Source organism: Xenorhabdus sp. NBAII XenSa04 (assembly GCF_963866145.1).
GTDB classification, from domain to species: domain Bacteria; phylum Pseudomonadota; class Gammaproteobacteria; order Enterobacterales; family Enterobacteriaceae; genus Xenorhabdus; species Xenorhabdus indica.
On sequence record NZ_CAWMEB010000057.1, the window covers coordinates 13,132 to 36,035 of the forward strand.

The following is a 22,904-nucleotide window of genomic DNA, read 5'->3' on the forward strand; positions in this document are numbered from 1 at the left end:
ATTGATAATCAAATAACCTTATTACTCTGAATAATTGATTAACCCTGTGAAGCTATCTGACTGGTAATGGACTGAGTCAACTGATTATAACCCGTGGCCAAAGTGCGCACTAATTCCGCATAACCATCTTTCGTTTGTTTCAATTCTAAGTTAAATGCTCGCTTAACCACTTCTTTCTGTTTAGATAAGACCCAATATCCCTGAATAGTAACCCGCCCATCATATCGCCCATGAAAAGCTGTTATTGTGACATCCAGTGCATCAGCATTCTTCTCTATTGGTTGATCAGAAACCAACCTTTGTGGAAATGCAGAACTCAACTGATTAACTAAAATTTGGTGTAATTGTTGTTCCAGTGGACTTGCCCATAAGTGATTTGAGGCATCACTATAAGTGACATCTCCCGTTTGATAAACAATGCCAGATGATGCGAGATAATCAACGAGGTGTACCCTTTTTACCCATAACTGACGCTCTTGATTGGTATCTATCCTGCTTACCTCTGAAGTTATTGTTGAAACAGGTAATTGGTAATAAATTTTTTTCGATTGGCTACTACTGCACCCCGAAATTAATAGGTTTCCCATAATCAAGAAACTGACAGGAATTAAAAGAGCCAATCTTAACATCAACTTTTTCATTAATTACGCGCCTTTTTGGGTTCCGGATCTGGAGTTGCTTCTGCTTCAAATACCAATGCGTTGCTCTTATTGTTCAGCGTTTTCAATACTGGCTGCAATTCGCGCAAGACCTGATCCAGGCGCTGCATACTATCAACCAATTTGTTGTAAACCGGCGATCCTGGCTGAATACCCTGCATACTGCGATTTAATTCATTCAACGTATTATGTATATCTTGGGGAAGATTTTGAGCTTCTTTACTTGCAAGAATGCTATTTAACTCATTCATGGTCTTATGTGCTGCCTTGATTGTTTTCTGGCTCTCTTCTAACGTTCGTGTTGCCTGAATAAAGACTGGCTCAATTGGCATTTGATTAATTTTGTTTAGAGCCATGATAACTTTTTGTTGAATTTGAGCTAATCCACCACTTATGGTTGGTAAAATTTCATAACTGGCAAGTTTTCGCGGGCCTTTCCATGCTTTCTCATCGGAATAAAAATCCAGATCAATGTACAGTGCCCCTGTCAGTAAGTTTCCTGTTTTCAAAGAAGCCCTTAAACCACGGGAAATAATTTCTTCCAACTCTTTATCTGTATAGAAACCATCACCAATTTCTTTCTCAAACCGTTCAGGTTCCATATGAATTAAGACAGGAATACGAAAATCGCTATCAAGGCGCTGTCTGATCCCATCAGTATAAAAAGGAACTTTTGCTACCGTACCTACCCGTATACCACGAAATTCGACAGGCGCTCCCGGTTGCAATCCTCTGACCGAATCAGAGAAGAAGAGTAAGAAATCTCTGTGTTCTGTATAAAGTGAGTTTTCAATATTTTTTTCATTATCGTAAAGTCTAAAAATTTCTTTTTCTTTAACCGGACTACCTAAGTCCCAACCTTTCGGCACATCAAAACTCACACCTCCGGCAAACAAAGTCGATAATGCAGCTACTTCAACTCTCAGCCCCTGTGAAGAAACATCAAAAGCAATACCACTGTCTTTCCAAAACCGGACATTAGTTGTCAGTAGTCCATCATAAGGGGCATTAACAAAAATCTGATACTTGGCCAAGCGAGATTTAGGATCAAAAGTACTTGTTTCCACTGAACCAACACGATATCCACGAAATAAAACCGGATCACCGGGAGATAGTCGTCCTGCTTTCTCGCTGGTTAAAACTAACCGAATACCTTTGGCATCAGGCGAAGCCAAAGGTGGTGCATCTAATAATGAAAATTTTCTTTCTTCACTACCTTCATTGCCGGGTTGTAATTCAATAAATACCCCAGATAACAAGGTACTCAGCCCAGAAACGCCTTCACGACCAATTTGGGGTTTTACAACCCAAAATGCAGTATCTTTATGTAATAACCTCTCCATACCATCATTTAAGCGCGCTTTGATAATCACCTCACCTAAGTTATCGCTTAATGACACTCTTTCAACCACACCAACATTAACACTGCGGCTTTTTATTTTCGTTTTTCCGGCTTCAATACCTTCAGCATTAGACGTTATCAGAGTGACTTCGGGCCCTTGATGGCTAAAGTGATAAAATAATATCCAGGCTCCAATAAGCACGGTAACAATCGGTACGATCCATATAGGTGACCAACTCTTAAGTTTACTGATCCTGGCCTGAATCAATTTCTCTTCTTTATCCGTCACCTTACGATTCCTCATTCTTCTGTAACTCAAATTTCTTATTAGCTTTATCCCAGGTTAAGCGTGGATCAAATGTCATTGACGCAAACATTGTCAAAATCACCACCAAAGCAAATAATATTGCTCCTGTTGCAGGATAGATACTCATGAACTGCCCCATGCGTACTAATGTCGATAAAACAGCAATAACAAAAACATCAATCATTGACCAGCGCCCAACAAATTCCACTACTTCGTAAATCAAATGCATAGTTTCCGAGTTATATCTGCCGTGACTTTTAGCGTCCCAGCATAACCAGCAGATAGAGAACATTTTCAGCAAAGGCACCATAATACTGGCAATAAAAATAACCAGAGCAACCGGATAAGAGCCAGTACTCCAGAGCAAAATAATGCCTTCCAAAATGGTTGAGTTAATGTGACTTCCTAACGTCTGAGTCACCATGATCGGCAATGCATTCGCTGGAATATAAAGTATGGCTGATGTGACTAATAGCGCCATAGTCCATTGAAGACTATAGTGACGGCGAGCATGTCCTTTTGAGTGGCAACGAGGACATTGATGTTGTTGAGCAGGCAAAATAGCAGTACAACATTGACACAATCTGATGCCCTGAACTAAACCGGGTTTACCCGCTTGCAGAAGCATACACACTTTGGGTGCAGATTCTATATCATTCCAAATCCAATATCTGTCAAGGCATTGGAACGCTCTGACCTGAAACAGGCAAAAAAGACAGTAAGGCAGAAAACTCAGACCAACCGCAATATCGCCATAAGCCATAAGCTTAACGAAACTAACCAGCACGCCGGCTAAAAAGATCTCAGCCATACACCAGGTTTTCATCTGAAACAAAATACGCGCCAACTCAATTTTTAGCCGACGTGCTATTTTAATGTTCTGACATAAAAGGATAATGGAAATCATGCAGAATGCAGGTACAAGCTGCACAAAGATCAAGAAGAATACAGCTATGCTCGAATAATCTTCACTGAACATAACCTCTGGGATCTCTGTCAAAGTAATTTCATTGACAATACCCGCAACATTCATGCTGACGAAGGGAAACAGGCAAGCAAGAAATAACATTAATAATGAACTTACTGCATAACCTGTCGGTTGATTACGTGGTTCTTTCCACTTTGCAGTCAGTAAAGTGTCACATCGTGGACAAACCGCCTTATTTCCTTCCTCCAGGTCAGGTAAGGCCACCAGCATATCGCATTGGGAGCATAAAACCAGTTTGTCATGCTGATGATTGTCAGAACACAAAGTACCTCTCCTGTAACAAATCAATGCCGCTTTTTCTTATTTAGCCCTGTAAATTGCCGCTGTATTAGCGGCAATTTGTACACTATCGGATATATATGCAGCAAATATCATCCATTTTTCATCATTTCCAGCTCCTGCCAGCGATCAAAAGCTTTTTCTAATTTTTGCTCTTTATCTGCCAGTTTCTGCAACACGTTTTGTGTAATTTCGTATGATTGACTAAAAAATTCTGGATCACTGACCTGAGTTTGTAGCTGTTCTATCTCTTGTTCCAACGTTTCCAATAATGATGGTAGTTGTTCTAACTCTCTGAGTAAATGGTAACTTATCTTATTATTTGAGCATTTCGTCGTTTCCTTGGCTTTAACCGGTTTGGCTTCCACTCTCTCCTTTTTTACGGAAGACTGGCGTAAAGAGACTGTTTGTGCCCGTTGCTGCTGAGCATCAAAGTATCCACCAACATAGTTGTTAATCTCTCCATTACCTTCAAAAATCCAACATTCTGTCACTGAATTGTCAACAAACTGACGATCATGGCTTACCAAAATCACTGTACCGCTATAACTATCCACGAGTTCTTCCAGTAACTCCAGCGTTTCAACGTCGAGATCATTGGTAGGTTCATCAAGAATAAGCAAATTGCTGGGTTTCAGGAACAAACGCGCTAACAGCAGGCGGTTACGTTCACCACCCGAAAGCGCCCGAACAGGTGTCATTGCCCGTTTAGGATGGAAAAGGAAATCTTGCAGATAACCCAAAACATGACGTGGTCGCCCGTTTACTACCACTTCCTGTTTACCTTCGGCAAGGTTATCCATCACCGTCTTGTCCGGATCAAGAGCTGCACGATGCTGATCAAAATAAGCGACGTCAAGTTTTGTTCCGCAATGGATCCGACCACTATCTGCCGACAAATCTCCCAACATCAACTTCAATAATGTTGTTTTGCCACAACCATTCGGCCCGACTAAAGCAATTTTGTCACCACGTTGAATTTGAGCCGAGAAATTCTTGACTAATGACTTATCACCAATCTGGTAATTAACATTTTCCAGTTCGAACACAATCTTACCGGAGCGTGTCGCCTCTTCGACCTGCATTTTTGCCATGCCAATAACATTACGGCGTTCAGAACGCTCTACACGCAATGCTTTCAGTGCCCTTACCCGCCCTTCATTGCGGGTACGGCGTGCTTTAATCCCCTGACGGATCCAAACTTCTTCCTGAGCCAGTTTTTTATCAAATTCAGCATTCTGTAGTTCTTCGACCCGTAAAGCTTCTTCTTTACCTTCAAGGTATTTATCATAATTTCCCGGCCATGAAATCAGTTTTCCACGATCCAAATCGACAATTCGAGTCGCCATACTGCGGATAAACGAACGGTCATGGGAAATAAAAACTAAGCTGCCATTAAAATCTTTCAGGAAATTTTCCAACCACTCAATCGTATTAATATCAAGATGGTTAGTTGGTTCATCAAGGAAAAGCACTTTTGGTGAACTGACCAAAGCCCTTCCTAAAGCGGCTTTACGTAACCAACCTCCTGACAGAGAAGATAATTTCGCTTCGGCAGGCAAAGAAAGCTGTTTTAATACATCATTAATGCGGCTATCGAGTAACCAAAGACCGCGAATATCTAACACTTCCTGCAATTCCGCCAATCGGTTAAGGTTTTTGTCGCTAGGATCTGTTTCTACCAAACGTGAAGTTTGATGAAATGCTTTGATATATTCTGCCTGCTCTTTTACTCCTTCAGCAACAAAATCAAATACGGTTCCTTCTACATCACGAGGAGGATCTTGTTGCAAACGGGCGACAATCAGATCCTGCTCATAGGTAACTTGCCCGTCATCCAGCATCTGTTCTTTCGACAGTACACGCAATAAGGTAGATTTCCCTGCCCCATTGCGACCAACCAGACACACTCTCTCATTTTCTTCGATATGTAACTCAGCATTATCCAATAACGGCGCATCACTGAATGATAACCAAGCACCAGATAAACTAATCAATGACATAATATTATTTTTCCTCGCCAACGTGACGCAGCAACCAGCAATTATGGATCTGGCGGTTACGGGCAAAATCTTGAGATAAAGTTTTTTCTGTAATTTCTTCTGCAACCAGACCTAACTTCTCAAGTTCAACAAAATCCATTTTAAAACCACGCTTATTGTTGGAGAACATTAAAGTTCCGCCCCGGCGAAGCAAGCGTTTCAGCCCTTTCATTAAGGTAATATGATCACGTTGAACATCGAATGTCTCTTCCATACGTTTGGAATTGGAGAATGTCGGAGGGTCAATAAAAATCAGATCAAATTGTTCACGTGTCTGTGCCAGCCAACTCAAACAATCAGACTGAATCAAACGATGCTGACGACCAGTCAGGCCATTTACCTGCAAGTTTTTCTCAGCCCACTCAAGGTAAGTGCGGGACATATCCACTGTGGTCGTCGAGCGAGCGCCTCCCAAACCGGCATGAACGGTTGCTGAACCGGTATAGGCAAATAAATTGAGGAAATCTTTTCCTTGGCTCATTTCGCCCAGTTTCCGGCGGGCAATACGGTGATCGAGAAATAGTCCTGTATCCAGATAATCTGTCAGATTAACCCAGAATTTCGCCCCATATTCGTCCACCAAAAAGAATTCTTTCTTTTCAGCGAGTTTTTCATATTGATTTTTGCCTTTCTGACGCTGACGAGTTTTCAGGATCAGCTGATTAGATTGCAATCCGAGCACATTCATTGTTGCACTGATCACATCAAATAGACGTTGACGAGCTTTATTGGCATCAACAGACTTAGGGGGTGAGTATTCCTGAACAATAACTTTATCAGCATAGCGATCAACTGCTACATTATATTCCGGTAAATCTGCATCATATAATCGATAGCAATCAATACCCTGCTGCTTAGCCCATTTACTCAACTTCTTCTCATTTTTACGCAAACGATTCGCATAATCTTCGGCAATACCGCTATCCAGTGATTGAGGTTTGTCTGATAACTGCGTGTTTTTCTGGATGGAAGAGTTTGTCTGGACAAAATAGTTTTTCTGAACACAATCCAAAGGACCATTTTTCGCTTTAAACTCACGTTCAGCCCGCAATTGCAGGCAACTTAACAATTCTGGTGAAGCACTGAATAGAGATAAACGCCAGCCTGAAAAACGGCTTTTCATGATCCGGCCAAATACATTGTGCAAAGCAATCAGCGCAGGCTCACTTTCAAGACGTTCTCCATAAGGCGGGTTACTCAATACTGTACCTGTTACCCCTTCCGGCAATGGGTTTTCCAGCTTACTTGCATCTCCCTGCTGGAATTGGATCAATTGGGAAACTCCAGCTCTTCTGGCATTTGAGCGCGCCATATCCATAGCCCGCCGGTCAATATCTATACCAAAAAAGCGGGAAGTCGTTTCTTGCAGTCCCTTTCTGAAACGCACCTGCGCTTCTGTAGCAACTTCACGCCAGATTGTTTCATTGAATTTCAACCATGAAGTGAATCCCCAATGTTGACGGTGTAAACCAGGGGCACAATTTGCCGCCATCATTGCCGCTTCAATCAATAACGTTCCTGAACCACACATCGGATCAACCATCGGCGTTCCCGCATTCCAACCAGAACGCAAGACAATCGCTGCGGCCAAATTTTCCTTTAAAGGGGCTTGTCCGGCCAAATCACGATAACCACGGATATGCAACCCGTCGCCACTTAAATCCAGGGAGACAGTTGCTTTTTCTTTATTCAGGAAGACATTAATACGCACATCCGGTTGCTGTTTAGCAACATCGGGACGCTGCTTTATTTTACGCATAAAGCAGTCAACAATGGCATCTTTTACTTTCAGAGCGCCATATTGTGTATTTCTGATTTCTTCATTTGTACCACTGAAATGGACTGAAAATGTACTATCTACTGAAAAAATCTCAGTCCAGTCAATAGATTGAACTCCCAGATACAGATCCAGGTCACTGTATACCTTGAATTCATTAAGCGGAAGCAGGATTCGGGATGCCAGTCTGCTCCAGAGCAGACTTTTATACATCACTCGTTCATCACCTTTAAAATGAACCCCGCCTTGGGCAATCTTGCAGGATTGCGCACCCAGTATTTCCAGTTCGTTTTTTAACAGTTCTTCCAGTCCACGTGCCGTGCTGGCAAAGAGAGAGCTCATACTATTATTCACCAAGACTATTATTTACCAAGAAATGTACCACCAAAAAAATTGCTGCCATTATAGCTAATACCAGCAACATGTCATAAGATTGCTCACTATGAACAAAAATCAACCTGTTTTTTTATGTGTTACTGCGTATTGTGTTACTGCGTATTGTGTTACTGCGGAACTGTACGAAAAAATGCCGGAGACTCTCGATGATCAGATATTAGTTAAGATAGTGAAGGAGAGGAAAAATCAGCCTTTGATTGATGTCGATATAGCTCAATATTTATAAGCTATATAGTTAATTTGTTGTCTTCCCATAATACAATAACGTTAGATTACCTTGTCATATATTGGCGACTGGGCGGGTTCAATATAAGGCATTAAACGATCATTCATTATTTTGATCGGATCACAAAAATTCATCACGCGATCACCGAGATCTAATTTTTGCTGCACTAATAAGCATACGCTGGCACTATCTCCAGCTTCAGCAACCATAAACAGAATTTCTGTTCCATCATTTTGTAAACGCACCTGAACAATTTCTCCTTGCTCCGGTTTAGTCATTAAAGAAAAAACAGAAAAATACCAGCTTCTAGGCATTTGTGGTTTCATAAAGCGAAACGCAACTAATCCATTTAGTGCTAATTCAGCCCTGAGCTCTGGTGCAATATTAATGCGGCGGGAATATTCTTCGAAAGTATAATAAAGTGCTGCATCATCGACAGAAAAACAACTTTCTTTCATTGTGGTTGCATAAATAGTCAACATTTTGGCAGGAAAACGGGAACGAAAAACCATACCATTAGCAAGATCGAGCATGACACGATTATGTTCGGCATCAAAATACCAGCACCACTGATCATCAGGTCTAATTCTCATTGCTTACCCTTTTATACTCAAAATAGTTTACTTGTTTAAAAATAAGCACCACCATCATGGAGATTCAAAAGAATTGATAAAAGATTAATCTGCCAGACAAAATATAGACGAATTGGGGGCAGAAATAAACCCCCAACACAAAACCTTTAATACAAGATTGTAGCGAATACTCAGATATAATTGACAATATCTTTGATTAATTTTGGCCCTTTATAAATAAAACCAGAGAATATCTGAATCAATGAAGCTCCTGCTTCCATTTTTTCTCTGGCAGAAACCAGGGAGTCAATTCCACCAACACCAATAATTGGTATTTCATCTTTTAATTCCTGAGAAAGACGTCGAATAATCTCTGTGCTGCGCAGTTGTACAGGACGACCACTCAAACCACCAGCTTCATGACAGTGACTCAATCCTGCAATAATCTTTCTATCTAATGTGGTATTAGTCGCAATAACACCATCAATGTGATGACGTATTAAACTATCTGCAATTTTTACTAATTCTTCTTCTGTAAGGTCTGGTGAAATTTTCACAGCAACGGGAACGTACTTTTGATATTTTAGTTGTAGTTCACTTTGTTTATTTTTAATCGCAGACAAGAGATCATCCAGCGCTTCACCATACTGTAATGTTCTCAGGCCCGGTGTATTAGGTGAAGAGATATTAATCGTAATATAACCTGCATGAGGATAAACTTTATCCATGCAAATTAAATAATCATCTTTACCATTTTCTACTGGTGTATCTTTATTTTTACCAATATTAATTCCGATAATTCCGTCGTATTTTGCTCTTTTGACATTCTCGACCAGATTATCAACGCCAAGATTATTAAAACCCATCCGATTAATAATGCCTTCCGCTTCAACAACGCGGAATAATCTCGGCTTATCATTCCCGGCTTGTGGTCGTGGTGTTACTGTACCAATTTCAACAAAACCAAAGCCCATCGCACCAAATGCATCAATGCAATCACCATTCTTATCAAGACCAGCGGCTAAACCAAGAGGATTTTTAAATGATAATCCCATACAAGTGACGGGCTTAGTAGCAACTGATTGGCGGATGAGGAATTCGAAAGGAGTATCGGTAACAAGTTTAAGCTGGCGGAAAGTAAGTTCATGTGCTTGTTCCGGATCAAGCTGGAACAATGCCTTTTTTAGAAGAGAATAATACATGCAATCTCCTGCAAGCATAATGACAGGTCATGGTGACAGTGAAATAAGCGCGGAGCATCTTAAAGAGATCCTGGCAAAATGTAAACGTAGCAAAGAAGATATTTTTCAGTGTACTTCTGTATTAACAAATAGCTGTATTAACAAATCACTATGTTAACAAGTTATCGACAGAAGAAGATCTGAACAGCAAAATATCCTCCGGCTGTTGCCGGAGGCAAATATCATAACTCAGCTTTCAAGTGCCTTGGTGATTTTTTCAAACAAGTCACCAGATAAGTTTTCCAATTCTTTCAATTCTTCTAAAGTAACACGCATCAGCGCCTGACGTTTTTCATCATAACGTTTCAAACGAATCAACGGTTCAATTAAACGTGACGCCACTTGTGGATTCCGGCTGTTCAGGTCAATCAATACTTCTTTCAAGAACTGATAACCACGCCCATCCTCAGCATGAAATGCTACTGCGTTATTGGCAAAGAAAGTTCTCAGTAACGAATAAACCCGATTTGGATTACTCAGACTGAAAGAACGATGCTTCATCAGGCTACGAACTTTATCAAGTACATCAAACGCCGGGCTAGTGGCTTGAAGGATAAACCACTTATCCATAACTAAACCATCTTGATGCCAACGTTGATCAAATTCATCCATCAGTTGATAACTGCAAGGCAATTCTGCCGCCATCGCCGCAGATAATGCAGCAATAGTATCCGTCATATTATCAGCCTGATAATATTGGGCAGCGATTAATTTATCTGCCTGCCCCTTATCTTCAATAAAAGCTAAATAATGCAGACAAATATTACGTAATGCTCGTTTCGCAATATCCTGGTGATTTATACGATATGTTCCTGTGTGAATGCTGTGATAAACAGCAGCAAATTCATCCGCCATTTCATTAGCCAGACTACGTGTGATGGCATAAATCACCTCATGAATAGCCTGTGGATCAATCACCGTAAACAACTCTGCCATTTCATTTTCAGATGGCAGTGTCAGGATCAGAGCGGCCAAGGCAGGGTCGATAGCCTTATCCAACAACACCGCACGGAATGCATCAATCACATGCATTGGTAACTCTATTGGCTGAGATTGCTGATAACGGGCAACATTCAGTTTTATATAATTAGCCAACAACGCTTGTGCGGCATCCCAACGGGAAAATTCATTACGTGCATGCTTCATTAAGAACGCCAATTGGGTATCATTATACAGATAATCCAATTTCACTGGTGCCGAGAATTCACGTAATAAAGAAGGAATCGGCCGTGACGGAACATCATCAAATACAAATGATTGTTCTGCATTGGTAACATTCAGGACATGGTGAACCAACTGACCATCACGGCATAATGGGATCACCCGACCATCTTCATCATACAACTCAATATCCAGCGGAATATGTAGTGGCAGTTTCATTTTCTGATCGGCAGTTGGTGGTGTCATCTGACTGACATGCAGAGTATATTGCCGTTTTTCTGCATCGTATTCATCGCGGACAGTCACTACTGGCGTACCGGATTGGCTGTACCAACGGCGGAATAATGACAAATCAACGTTTGAAGCATCTTCCATCGCCTGAATAAAATCGTCACAGGTTGCTGCACTCCCATCGTGACGATGAATATAAAGCTGCATCCCTGCTTGAAATTGTTCCTCACCCAGCAATGTATGGATCATTCGGATCACTTCCGAGCCTTTTTCATAGACTGTCAGCGTATAGAAATTATTCATTTCCATCACTTGATCAGGGCGGATAGGATGCGCCATTGGGCTGGCATCTTCAGCAAACTGTGCTGCGCGCATAACACGCACATTATTAATGCGGTTAACAGAGCGTGAACCTAAATCAGAACTGAATTCTTGATCACGGAATACTGTCAGCCCTTCTTTCAGGCTTAATTGGAACCAATCACGGCAAGTGATCTTATTTCCCGTCCAGTTATGGAAATATTCATGACCAATCACGGCTTCAATGCCGAGATAATCCTTATCTGTTGCCGTTTCAGTTTTCGCTAATACATATTTGGAGTTAAAGATATTCAGCCCTTTATTCTCCATCGCCCCCATATTGAAGAAATCAACAGCGACGATCATGTAAATATCAAGGTCATACTCCAAACCAAAGCGAGTTTCATCCCACTTCATGGAGTTTTTCAGTGATGTCATGGCCCAATCGGCCCGATCCAAATTACCCCGGTCTACAAACAACTCCAGAGCAACTTCACGACCACTACGGGTAATAAAAGTATCATGCAAGACATCAAAATTCCCCGCCACCAACGCGAACAGATAAGAAGGTTTCGGGAATGGATCCTGCCATTTCACCCAATGGTGACCACCATCAAGATCTCCCTGCTCAACGCGGTTACCATTAGACAATAAGAAAGGATATTTAGACTTATCTGCGGTAATACGGGTCGTAAAACGGGCCAGTACATCCGGTCTGTCCAGATAATAAGTAATGTTACGAAAACCTTCCGATTCACACTGCGTACACAGAGCATCACCTGACACATACAGCCCTTCAAGTGCAGTGTTAGCAGATGGATAGTTTTCATTAACAATTTTCAGAGTAAACTGTACGGGTAATTGTTCTATGATTAATTGACCCTCCTGCTCCTGATAATGTTCCCACGCTATATCATTAATATGGATACTCTTCAGTGTGAGATTTTCCCCATCCAAAATGAGTGGTGTAATGTCATTAATCAGACGTTTTACCTGGCTGGTTGCCGTGACAATTGTTTTATCTGCATCCAGAACAAAATCGAGATCAATATCTGTAATAGTGTAATCTGGCGCTTTATAATCCAGACGATGTTTAACAAGCCGTTGTTGTGTCATAAGAAACCTTTTTCATTACTAGATTGAGAAGCTAACGCTGCCACAGAGATCGCATCCTTTCAATCTTGAAATCTCTTTTTTCGAATGCTAATCATTTATTAAATAAAGGTATAAATGATGTAACCAGAATATTGGTGCTTTTGTGCTAATTGTCATCTCATAGTGTATTTAACATGATATCATCTATAAATTGATCAACCTTAATCTCTATTGTCCGGAAAAATATATGTGATTATGTGGCTTTAATAACCTAATAATCGCGGTATACTCTTCCGACTTTATCGATTTAGCAGACACAAATGCTCCGCGAGGATGCTTGACGCGCCATGACTTTAGACGCTACCCCGATTATCAAATCACTGCTTGACACTGATGCTTATAAATTTCATATGCAGCAAGCGGTGTACCACCATTACAACAATATTCCTGTTGTTGCAGAATTTCGTTGTCGTAGTGATGAGCTACTCGGTGAATATGCCGAGGAATTACGTCATCAAATTAATATGATGGCTGATTTAGCCCTGACAGAACGCGAAGCCGAATATCTTTCCAGTTTACCGTTCTTTAAACAAGATTATCTGAACTGGTTCAAAACTTTTCGTTTTAATCCAGAACAAGTCGAAGTTTCTGTTACTGATAAGGGGCAGTTAACCATCAGAATTTCAGGTTTATGGCGTGACGTTATTCTATGGGAAGTTCCACTGCTTGCCTTAATTAGTGAACTGGTTCACCGCCATCGTTCTCCTGAAATAAAACCGGAAGTGGCTGTCAGTCAGCTCAGAAAGTTAATTGAGTTGTTCCATCAAGATGCCGCCGCAGAAAATATCGATTTGTCCGGTTTCAAGTTGATGGATTTTGGCACTCGACGTCGTTTTTCACATGAAGTGCAATATGCCATCGTCAAGGAGCTGAAAGAGAGCTTCCCTTATCTAATTGGCACCAGTAACTACCAACTGGCACAACAGCTGGATCTGGCACCTCTCGGCACACAAGCTCATGAGTGGTTTCAGGCACATCAGCAAATCAGCCCTGAACTCGCTAACAGCCAGCGGGCAGCATTACAGACTTGGTTAAGTGAATATCCAGAGCAGTTAGGCATTGCCCTGACAGATTGCATTACGATGGATGCATTCCTGCGGGATTTTGATAAATCCCTCGCTACTGCTTATAACGGTCTGCGCCATGACTCCGGCGATCCCATCGAATGGGGTGAAAAAGCGATTACACACTACCAATCACTGGGTATCGATCCACAGACCAAAACATTAGTATTTTCGGACAGTCTGGATCTGCAAAAATCACTGGGTCTCTATCAACATTTTTACAAGCGAATCAATGTCATGTTTGGCATTGGCACACGGTTGACCTGTAATATTCCGGGCATAAAACCGCTGAATATTGTGATTAAACTCGTTGAATGCAATGGTAAACCGGTGGCTAAGCTATCTGACAGCCCAGGAAAAACCATTTGTGAAGATGTTGAGTTTGTCAACAGATTACGCAGAGCATTTGATATACCGGAAATGAAAAAAGCCGTGTAGTTTCCAGTATAATCTCTACCGGTTGTTTCCGGCATAACCTGTCACATTCCGGTTATGTCGGGAAGAAAAATATCTTTTCTCTTTATTTCCCTGTTAATCCCTTTAATTTCTGCTTGTTTCCTGTGAGATGACAAGTAAGATAATGGGCCATAGTGTTTATTTGACACTATTTACAATAAATCTAATTAATTATTTCACTATCATATAAAAGAAGAGAGAAATTTATGAGCGTAGCGCCTGTAGTCGATGTACTGCAAGGCCGTGTTCCGGTTGGCAGCGAAGTCACCGTCCGCGGCTGGGTACGTACAAGGAGAGATTCTAAAGCTGGTATCTCATTCCTCGCCGTCTATGACGGTTCCTGCTTTAATCCATTACAGGCCGTCGTTAATAATAATTTACCTAATTACCAGGATGAAATTCTGAATTTGACTACTGGCTGCTCTGTGGAAGTGACTGGCACAGTAGTAGAATCACAAGGTAAAGGCCAGAGTTTCGAGCTGCAAGCAACCAAAGTAGTTGTTATTGGTATGGTGGAAGATCCTGATACTTACCCAATGGCGGCGAAACGCCACAGCATCGAATACCTGCGTGAAGTGGCCCACCTCCGCCCACGTACCAACCTGATTGGTGCAGTTGCCCGTGTTCGTCACACTCTGGCACAAGCTCTGCATCGTTTTTATCATGAGAAAGGTTTCTTTTGGGTATCTTCACCCTTGATCACTGCTTCAGATACCGAAGGTGCAGGTGAAATGTTCCGCGTTTCCACTTTGGATCTGCAAAACCTGCCACTGACAGATAAAGGTGAAGTTGATTTCAGTAAGGATTTCTTCGGACGTGAAGCCTTCCTGACAGTATCTGGCCAGTTGAACGGTGAAGCCTATGCCTGTGCATTGAGCAAAGTCTATACCTTCGGGCCGACTTTCCGTGCTGAAAACTCCAATACCAGCCGCCATCTGGCTGAGTTCTGGATGCTTGAGCCAGAAGTCGCTTTTGCCGATTTGAACGATATCGCCAAACTCGCTGAAGAAATGCTGAAGTATGTCTTCAAGGCAGCTTTGGCAGAACGTGCTGATGATCTCGCTTTCTTTGCAGAACGTGTTGATAGCGAAGTCATTACCCGACTGGAAAAATTTGTTGATTCAGACTTTGTTCAGTTGGATTACACTGATGCCATTGAAATTCTGGAAAACTGTGGTCATAAATTTGAAAACCCTGTTTACTGGGGTGTTGATTTGGCATCTGAACATGAGCGTTATCTGGCAGAGAAGCACTTTGGTGCACCAGTTATTATGAAAAACTATCCAAAAGACATCAAAGCCTTTTACATGCGCATGAATGAAGATGGTAAAACTGTTGCTGCAATGGATGTTCTGGCGCCAGGCATTGGTGAGATTATTGGTGGTTCCCAACGTGAAGAACGTTTGGACATGCTGGATAAGCGTATGGAAGAGATGGGACTGAATAAAGACGATTATTGGTGGTATCGTGATCTACGCCGTTATGGCACTGTTCCTCATTCTGGTTTCGGTCTGGGCTTTGAACGTCTGGTGGCTTATGTCACTGGTGTATCAAATGTACGCGATGTTATCCCATTCCCACGGACACCAAGAAACGCAAGTTTCTAATGAATCAGCTTAATAAATGAGCAAAATTTAATCCTAAGAAAAGCCAGCATTTGCTGGCTTTTTTCATTCTATGGCGAAAACAGTGCAAAAAAAGTTCCTTGACATTTACAATTTGAAATATCTATTTTCATTTCGTTACTAATATTGTGCTTTTGTAGCATTTTGAAGGTGGATAAAACCTATGACCAATGGAACACTGAGCGCAGATTAATAAGACACTTGATACCCATAAATAGTTCCAAAAACTTTAGTGTTCTGTTTCTGGCAGTAACAGATGTCTGAATAACACCAATGAGGGTAATAATAATGAAGCGCAATATTCTTGCAGTGGTAATTCCAGCTCTGCTGGTTGCTGGTACAGCAAACGCAGCCGAAATTTTCAACAAAGATGGTAACAAACTGGATCTGTACGGTAAAGTAGACGTGCGTCATCAGTTCTCCGATAAGAGAAGCAAAGAAGATGGTGATGCTTCTTACGCTCGTATCGGCATCAAAGGCGAAACTCAGATCTCTGATCAACTGACTGGTTTCGGTCGTTGGGAATACAACCTGAAAGCCCACACTGAAGAAGGAAAGCAAGATACTGCTACTCGTCTGGCTTTTGCGGGTTTGAAATTCGCTAACTATGGTTCACTGGATTACGGTCGTAACTACGGCGTAAACTACGACATTAACGCATGGACTGACGTACTGCCAATCTTTGGTGCTGATTCCATGGCTAAAACTGATAACTATATGACTGGCCGTGCTACTGGCCTGTTGACCTACCGTAACACTGACTTCTTTGGTCTGGTTGATGGTCTGAACTTTGCTCTGCAATACCAAGGTCAAAATAGCGATCGTACCAAAAATGAGCGTGGTGTAGTTAATAAGGCAGGTGAAACTAACACAAGTGAAAATAAAGCAAACGGTGATGGTTACGGTTTAGCTGTTACTTATAACATAGTTGATGGTCTTACTGTTGGTGGTTCTTACGCTAACTCTGCTCGTGCAAATGGCCAATGGAATACTAGTTTGGCCCACGGCAAACGTGCAGAAGCATGGAACATCGGTGCTAAATACGATGCCAACAACGTATATCTGGCAGCAATGTACGGCGAAACCCGCAATATGACCCCTGGTTCAGTAAAAATTGCTGGTGACGAATACAAAGGTGTTGCTAATAAAACTCAAAACGTTGAATTAGTTGCACAATACCTGTTCGCTGACTATGGTCTGAAACCATCTCTGGCTTATGTTCAATCCAAAGGTAAGGATCTGAATCGTAACAACGATGCCAAAGGTATCAACGCTGATCTGGTTAAATATGTTTCTGTAGGTTCTTACTACTACTTTAACAAAAACCTGTCTACCTATGTTGATTACAAAATCAACCTGCTGGACAGAAACGAAGGTCAAGACACAGGTGCTCGTAACGTATTCGGTGTTGGCCTGACTTATCAGTTCTAATCATTTCTGATAAAACTGTTTAACGAAAAGTTGAACAAATTTATCTTAGAAAAGCAGCGCTCCAGCGCTGCTTTTTGTACTTTACTTTACTGTTTTTTCTGACTATTTTCTTCACTCCGTAAACTACTTCACAAGATTTTATTCTTTTTACTACTAGTGGTTGGCAAATGAGTTTCTTAAGGTTACCCTGAGCGGCGTATAACTCATTTTGGGCTTAACTCTCCAAATTTTGGAATTGAAAAAATGTTTGAGAAAATCACCGCAGCGCCTGCCGACCCCATCCTTGGTTTAGCAGATAGTTTTAAAGCTGATCCCCGCGAAAATAAAATCAACCTGGGTATTGGTGTCTACAAAGATGAAACCGGTAAAACCCCTGTCCTGACGACCGTTAAAAAAGCAGAAAAATTCCTGCTGGAAAATGAAACCACTAAAAATTATCTGGCAATTAGCGGATTACCGGAATTTGGTCGCGTAACTCAAGAACTGCTCTTCGGCAACACCAGCACTATCGTTACTGACAAACGCGCCCGTACTGTACAAAGCCCAGGTGGAACAGGTGCGCTGCGTATTGCCGCTGATTTTATTGCTAAACAAACCAATGCCAAACGTGTTTGGATCAGCAACCCGACCTGGCCAAACCATAAAGGCGTTTTCACCAGCGCAGGTTTAGAGATCCGCGAATACAACTACTACGATGCGGAAAAACACGCACTGGATTTCGAAGGTATGCTTGCCAGTCTGTCTGAAGCACAGGCAGGTGATGTTATTCTGCTGCATGGCTGCTGCCATAACCCAACCGGTATTGATCCAACCGCTGAACAGTGGCAGAAACTGGCAGATTTATCTGCGGCAAATGGCTGGTTGCCTGTATTCGATTTCGCTTATCAGGGTTTTGCCAAAGGGCTGGATGAAGACGCCGAAGGTCTGCGCATTTTTACTAAAAATCACAATGAACTGCTCGTTGCCAGCTCTTACTCCAAAAACTTCGGCCTGTACAACGAGCGTGTAGGTGCTTGCACTATCGTTGCAGCAGATAGTGACACCGCAGAAAAAGCATTCAGTCAGGCGAAATCTATTGTTCGTACCAACTACTCCAATCCACCAGCACATGGTGCATCTGTAGTAACAACCATTTTGTCCAACGAAGAACTGAAAACAGAATGGATTCAGGAATTGGCAGCAATGCGTGAACGCATTCAGCGCATGCGCCAGTTGTTTGTAAACACGTTGCAGGAAAAAGGGACAAAACAAGATTTCAGCTTTATCATCGCTCAAAATGGGATGTTCTCATTCAGTGGTCTGACTAAAGAACAAGTTGAGCGCCTGCGTGAAGAATACGCTGTTTATGCGGTTAGCTCCGGTCGTATTAACGTAGCAGGCTTAACATTGGAGAACATGGTTCCTCTGTGTGAAGCTATCGTTGCTGTGCTTTAACTTTCATAGGTACATAAAGCATCCTGATAATAAAGCCGCTTATTTAGCGGCTTTATTATTTTTACCTCAAAATCCTGGGCCTGAAAACTAATTGAGCGGTTTTACAAAAAGGGGTTAGTTTTTCGCTCATGGCCCAAGGTTGACATTGGCCCATGTCCGGGAATAAATTGATAATCATCTCCCAAAGGTAACACTTTTTCTTTAATAGATTGAATCAACTCATCATAATTTCCACCCGGAAAATCCGTGCGCCCGATACTGCCTTTAAACAGTACATCCCCCATTGAGATTAATTTCTCAGTATGATTAGCAAAGATAATATGCCCTGGAGTGTGTCCCGGACAATGCAAAACAGAAAGTCGGATGTAGCCTATTTGTAATGTATCCCCTTCATCCAGCCAACGTTCAGGAGTAAAGGATGGGCATTCTTTGACACCAAATATCTGACACTGAACTTCTAATGCTTCTATCCAATACGCATCGGCTTTATGTGGCCCATGAACCGGCACATTAAAATGAGTAGCAATATCAACAGTTGCACCAACATGATCAAAGTGACCATGTGTCAGTAAAATTTGAGTTAACTTTAACCCCCGACGTTCTATTTCAGATATCAGTTTTTCAGCTTCACCACCGGGATCAACAATTGCAGCCTCCAGAGTTTCCTCGCACCAGATCAACGTACAATTCTGCATCGCAGCGGTGACAGGCATAATGTGGTATTTCATTGTATTACTTAACTCCACAATCAGGATAATTTCTTAATATACCCAATAAATTTTCAAGTTATAGCACTGCGAACAGAGAAACAACTTGAAAAATGAAAGAATATATTAAGATTACCACGTCCTGACCGGGCCTGTATCAATATGAATAAAATTACTTTTTGGATAGAACCCTACTCCACCTGCTCTCATCTTCAATGCCGCCTTACAAATATGTGTCAGCTCCACCCCATCGATATGAAAATCCATTGCCTGACCACGGGTATGATAACTATGTTTTGCCACACCAGAACTTTTATGGCGTAACATATTATTAGTTTTTAATGAACGATAGCCCGATATCAACTGAACAGATTTATTTATTCCCATCATCATTTGTAATAAGTAAATCTGGTCAAATAACTTCGGATCAATTGTTTTGATTTCATTTTGGCGATAATCACGGAATAAATAATTCAGACGAGCAAGTTCAGATTTATTATATTGTTGACCGTCAAAAAACTCGGTTTTAATAGTTTCTCCGGTATGGAGATTATCTATATGCAGGCTTCTGGGGCGTAGAGTTGTCAATGTAGCTAATGCACGTTGAGGCAATAAACCTAACCCCAATGCAACCATACCTACGCCGAGCCACTTACGGCGGTTATGATCAATATTATTCATGTATTATGCCCTGCCATTCTATGATTTATCCCCCATTGTCTTTCAAGATATGGCTTTATTCTTTATTGACTATATTTTGAAATTCATAGAGGTATATAGATAATTTCAAAACTATATTAACAATTATATTTAATCAATTAACAATACAGCAACAGACAAAAAATATTTCCTCCTACTTTTGTATATTACTGTAAATTTACCAGTTAATATTTGTGATCTGCTTTACGTATCACGATTTATATTAAACACAATTTAAATACTTATGTTGAATTAATGCAAAATATTATTTGAACGGATTAAGATAACTACGTTGTAATTAAAAGAAAAACAACCAGAAGGGATAAAAAATGAGTGGCAGAGAAAATAGCAGTGAGAAGATAAATTCCTTACTTTCACTGCATAGATGCGATTATTAATCTTTTCATTTATAATTTAATAAAAATTATGGTGACAATATATCTCGTTTGATTGCCAAAAGTTGGGACACCAGTTCAGATTTTTTTCTGGCATTGCTATCATATTCATAAATATCTTCCCGATATTGAGGCTTTCCTTTTTCATCGACCCAAGCTGTCTGATAATAAAGGAATACTGGAATTTTTTTCGGTATATTCACATACCTTGTTGTCCATGTTCTCAAAGAATTATTCACACGATGTTTATCCCAACCCGCATCTCCCAATAGCATATTGGCTAATTCAGGTGCTTTGTTAACACGTACACAACCTGAACTAATCGCTCTCATTTCCCGATTAAATGATGCCTGATTTGGTGTATCATGCAAATATATTGCCTCTGAGTTTGGCATATTAAACTTAAATCGTCCTAATGAGTTAGTTGGGCCCGGAGCTTGCCGTATCCGATAAGGGAAATTGCCAGGTGTTATTACTCGCCAATTAATTGATGAGGGATTGATAACTGTAGCATCACTATGCCAACTGGAAAAAATAGTATAACCACGACTACGAAAATAATTGGGATCACGCATGGCTCTTGGTGCTATATCTTTGCGGATCATACTGACAGGAACAGTCCAGGGAGGGTTGATTACCACATTATTCATCTCACTGCTCATAATCGGTGTCTTTCGGCTTGGACGTCCAACAACAACTTTAGAAGTTAAGACTTTTTCGCCATCCAAATAATAAAATAACGAATAATTCGGAATATTCACTAAAATTGCGGTAGGAAGATTCTCAGGAATAATGCGTAATCGCTGCATATTCAAAGCCATAATTCTGGCACGAGTTTGTGGCGTAGTATTTAGCCATACCCTTGTAGATTGCCCAATAACACCATCAGCAGGTAATCCATGTAAAGATTGAAAGCGTTTTACAGCAGCGACTAACTCTTTGTTATAAAATTGATTTTCTGGCCTGACTACTGATGCATCCAAAGTATCAGCTCGGATCAATATATTTCTTAATACGGTGACACTTTTACTACTTTGTCCGGGTCTTAACGTTTCTTTCATCAAAAATTCAGACCACGGCTGCTTATCTGATAATTGTTTTAGCATCTCACTGCGCATATTTTCATACATAGAATGATTAGGAGATAATCCCGAAATATAATCACTAAGGCTATTATGAGAAATATTTTTTTGCCAATTATCAATTGAAGCAGAAGAAGGTAAATCGATTTTATAAGGTGTTTTGCTATATAACCATGAATCCCCTTTCTTATGAATGTTATTAATGAAATGAAGATAACCTAGCATAGCATCAGATAGAATAACATCTCGTCCCATATCACTTAATTCAGGAGAATTAAGTTGCACAAGCCATTTTCCAAATTGGGGCTGAAACCCTGCTAACGATAAATCAAATAATTGTCGTTCAAAATGTTGTATAGCATTTTCATCCTGCCATAATGGTTTCATGTTATTTACCGAATACAATCTGGCTAACTTATCAGAGAAAACAGGGATTATTTTTTTCGGTAATAAATTCTGTAATTGTTCCTTACTTTCTTCAAGAGAATTTGTTAAAAATACAGGAGCTATCTGAGTAGTGGTTATGTTGCTATCTGCTTTTTTTTGTTCCCCTGACAATTGCTGGACATCATTTGTTATCAATCTATTTTGTTGATTGGCAAAGATACCCTCTGATACCACTAATATGCTACAAATAAAAGAAAATTTCAGTAATCTTACCGTATTATTTGCCATAAGAGTTCACCTCGCTTTTTATGTATACCCCTCTTTTTCATAGAGACAACTTAATCGACTGAATTCATCAGCCTTAGCACTGTACATGAGATTTACTGGGTATATCTGGCTATCCAATGACTTATTCTAATTATCGGCAGAGCTATTTTATCAGAAGAAAATAATAGTAATTATATACATAATTACTTATTAAGACAGAAAGCTTTTCAATTATATACAATTACATGAGTCAAAAGAAAATTTTCACTATAATAATTTAGATTATGTTAATCTTAAAAAAGAAAAGGCACTTAAAGTTCCATTAATAAGAAATAAACATAATAAACTTTTATATTAATATTCTGAGTTAATCACCAACTCTTCTCCAAATTTTCCTGCTTTAGGTAAAAGTTGATAAGAAGAATCAGATGCTCTCTCATCCAGCTAATTTTATTATTTTTACCAGGATCATCACCAGAAAAAATAATAAGGTTCATTTTATCAGCAGGAATATGGAGCTCTTCCTGTAAATATTTGGTCACTGTTTCTGTTTTGGTTTTAGTGCGTCCTGTGATGAATTTGCTCTGGCAATTGTATTTTTGCCTGGGCTATACCGTTTAAACCAACAGCAAGCGCAGTCAACATCACTTTATGCATCGTTTTTCCTTCTGCCATCTTGGT

Annotated in this window: 15 protein-coding genes and 1 pseudogene; 4 read left to right on the forward strand and 12 right to left on the reverse strand. The window is 40.6% G+C overall.

Annotated elements, in window-relative coordinates; translation table 11 throughout:
- Positions 1-38: 38 nt before the first annotated feature.
- The 8 genes from pqiC to pepN all read right to left on the reverse strand — a co-directional run bounded on the left by pqiC (position 39) and on the right by pepN (position 12,637).
- Positions 39-641 (reverse strand): membrane integrity-associated transporter subunit PqiC, encoded by a 603-nt coding sequence (gene pqiC, locus AAC147_RS02780; RefSeq protein WP_047678883.1) that lies wholly within the window; start codon positions 639-641, stop codon positions 39-41.
- A complete protein-coding gene (gene pqiB, locus AAC147_RS02785; RefSeq protein WP_197056347.1) occupies positions 641-2,305 on the reverse strand; it encodes an intermembrane transport protein PqiB in 1,665 nt (554 codons plus the stop codon). Before pqiB ends, pqiC begins: the two co-directional genes overlap by 1 nt.
- Positions 2,292-3,560, reverse strand: coding sequence for a membrane integrity-associated transporter subunit PqiA (pqiA, locus tag AAC147_RS02790; RefSeq protein WP_047678887.1), 1,269 nt, complete (start codon positions 3,558-3,560; stop codon positions 2,292-2,294). The genes pqiB and pqiA overlap by 14 nt, the downstream gene beginning before the upstream one ends.
- A gap of 107 nt (positions 3,561-3,667) precedes the next feature.
- Entirely contained in the window at positions 3,668-5,578 is a 1,911-nt protein-coding gene (locus tag AAC147_RS02795) for an ABC transporter ATP-binding protein (protein ID WP_047678889.1), read from the reverse strand.
- 4 nt (positions 5,579-5,582) lie between these two features.
- Complete coding sequence (gene rlmKL / locus AAC147_RS02800; protein ID WP_047678891.1) at positions 5,583-7,736, reverse strand: bifunctional 23S rRNA (guanine(2069)-N(7))-methyltransferase RlmK/23S rRNA (guanine(2445)-N(2))-methyltransferase RlmL; 2,154 nt, start codon at positions 7,734-7,736, stop codon at positions 5,583-5,585.
- A gap of 321 nt (positions 7,737-8,057) precedes the next feature.
- On the reverse strand, positions 8,058-8,609 hold the full coding sequence (locus tag AAC147_RS02810; protein ID WP_047678893.1) for a cell division protein ZapC: 552 nt from the start codon (positions 8,607-8,609) through the stop codon (positions 8,058-8,060).
- Between the two features lie 170 nt (positions 8,610-8,779).
- Positions 8,780-9,790 carry a quinone-dependent dihydroorotate dehydrogenase gene (gene pyrD, locus AAC147_RS02815; RefSeq protein ID WP_047678895.1) on the reverse strand — a complete coding sequence of 337 codons (1,011 nt, stop codon included), beginning with the start codon at positions 9,788-9,790 and terminating at the stop codon, positions 8,780-8,782.
- A gap of 228 nt (positions 9,791-10,018) precedes the next feature.
- Positions 10,019-12,637 carry an aminopeptidase N gene (gene pepN, locus AAC147_RS02820; protein WP_047678897.1) on the reverse strand — a complete coding sequence of 873 codons (2,619 nt, stop codon included), beginning with the start codon at positions 12,635-12,637 and terminating at the stop codon, positions 10,019-10,021.
- Between the two features lie 326 nt (positions 12,638-12,963).
- Here pepN and pncB point away from each other — a divergent pair, with 326 nt between their 5' ends.
- The 4 genes from pncB to AAC147_RS02840 all read left to right on the forward strand — a co-directional run bounded on the left by pncB (position 12,964) and on the right by AAC147_RS02840 (position 18,686).
- Complete coding sequence (gene pncB, locus AAC147_RS02825) at positions 12,964-14,178, forward strand: nicotinate phosphoribosyltransferase (protein WP_047678899.1); 1,215 nt, start codon at positions 12,964-12,966, stop codon at positions 14,176-14,178.
- A 224-nt stretch (positions 14,179-14,402) separates the two neighbouring features.
- The gene (asnS, locus tag AAC147_RS02830; RefSeq protein WP_047678901.1) at positions 14,403-15,803 is read left to right on the forward strand and encodes an asparagine--tRNA ligase; all 1,401 of its coding nucleotides are present in this window, start codon (positions 14,403-14,405) and stop codon (positions 15,801-15,803) included.
- 306 nt (positions 15,804-16,109) lie between these two features.
- Positions 16,110-17,252 carry a porin gene (locus AAC147_RS02835; protein WP_047678903.1) on the forward strand — a complete coding sequence of 381 codons (1,143 nt, stop codon included), beginning with the start codon at positions 16,110-16,112 and terminating at the stop codon, positions 17,250-17,252.
- Positions 17,253-17,495: 243 nt separating this feature from the next.
- On the forward strand, positions 17,496-18,686 hold the full coding sequence (locus tag AAC147_RS02840) for an amino acid aminotransferase (protein WP_047678905.1): 1,191 nt from the start codon (positions 17,496-17,498) through the stop codon (positions 18,684-18,686).
- Between the two features lie 101 nt (positions 18,687-18,787).
- Here the strand turns inward: AAC147_RS02840 and AAC147_RS02845 are convergent, their stop codons facing one another.
- The 4 genes and pseudogenes from AAC147_RS02845 to aphA all read right to left on the reverse strand — a co-directional run.
- On the reverse strand, positions 18,788-19,414 hold the full coding sequence (locus tag AAC147_RS02845) for an MBL fold metallo-hydrolase (protein ID WP_047678907.1): 627 nt from the start codon (positions 19,412-19,414) through the stop codon (positions 18,788-18,790).
- Positions 19,415-19,525: 111 nt separating this feature from the next.
- Entirely contained in the window at positions 19,526-20,074 is a 549-nt protein-coding gene (locus tag AAC147_RS02850; RefSeq protein WP_047678909.1) for a YcbK family protein, read from the reverse strand.
- A 442-nt stretch (positions 20,075-20,516) separates the two neighbouring features.
- Positions 20,517-22,244 carry a L,D-transpeptidase gene (gene ldtD, locus AAC147_RS02855; protein WP_047678911.1) on the reverse strand — a complete coding sequence of 576 codons (1,728 nt, stop codon included), beginning with the start codon at positions 22,242-22,244 and terminating at the stop codon, positions 20,517-20,519.
- A 333-nt stretch (positions 22,245-22,577) separates the two neighbouring features.
- Positions 22,578-22,801: pseudogene (gene aphA, locus AAC147_RS02860) on the reverse strand (acid phosphatase AphA); the annotation flags it as partial.
- Positions 22,802-22,904 lie beyond the last annotated feature (103 nt).

Excerpts from the sequence above, each read along its gene's own strand:
- pqiC (WP_047678883.1), bottom strand. The coding sequence starts at position 641 with ATGAAAAAGTTGATGTTAAGATTGGCTCTTTTAATTCCTGTCAGTTTC.
- AAC147_RS02840 (WP_047678905.1), top strand. The coding sequence starts at position 17,496 with ATGTTTGAGAAAATCACCGCAGCGCCTGCCGACCCCATCCTTGGTTTA.
- AAC147_RS02835 (WP_047678903.1), top strand. The coding sequence starts at position 16,110 with ATGAAGCGCAATATTCTTGCAGTGGTAATTCCAGCTCTGCTGGTTGCT.
- ldtD (WP_047678911.1), bottom strand. The coding sequence starts at position 22,244 with ATGGCAAATAATACGGTAAGATTACTGAAATTTTCTTTTATTTGTAGC.
- pncB (WP_047678899.1), top strand. The coding sequence starts at position 12,964 with ATGACTTTAGACGCTACCCCGATTATCAAATCACTGCTTGACACTGAT.
- pepN (WP_047678897.1), bottom strand. The coding sequence starts at position 12,637 with ATGACACAACAACGGCTTGTTAAACATCGTCTGGATTATAAAGCGCCA.
- asnS (WP_047678901.1), top strand. The coding sequence starts at position 14,403 with ATGAGCGTAGCGCCTGTAGTCGATGTACTGCAAGGCCGTGTTCCGGTT.
- pqiB (WP_197056347.1), bottom strand. The coding sequence starts at position 2,305 with ATGAGGAATCGTAAGGTGACGGATAAAGAAGAGAAATTGATTCAGGCC.
- AAC147_RS02810 (WP_047678893.1), bottom strand. The coding sequence starts at position 8,609 with ATGAGAATTAGACCTGATGATCAGTGGTGCTGGTATTTTGATGCCGAA.
- AAC147_RS02845 (WP_047678907.1), bottom strand. The coding sequence starts at position 19,414 with ATGAAATACCACATTATGCCTGTCACCGCTGCGATGCAGAATTGTACG.
- AAC147_RS02795 (WP_047678889.1), bottom strand. The coding sequence starts at position 5,578 with ATGTCATTGATTAGTTTATCTGGTGCTTGGTTATCATTCAGTGATGCG.
- pyrD (WP_047678895.1), bottom strand. The coding sequence starts at position 9,790 with ATGTATTATTCTCTTCTAAAAAAGGCATTGTTCCAGCTTGATCCGGAA.
- AAC147_RS02850 (WP_047678909.1), bottom strand. The coding sequence starts at position 20,074 with ATGAATAATATTGATCATAACCGCCGTAAGTGGCTCGGCGTAGGTATG.
- rlmKL (WP_047678891.1), bottom strand. The coding sequence starts at position 7,736 with ATGAGCTCTCTCTTTGCCAGCACGGCACGTGGACTGGAAGAACTGTTA.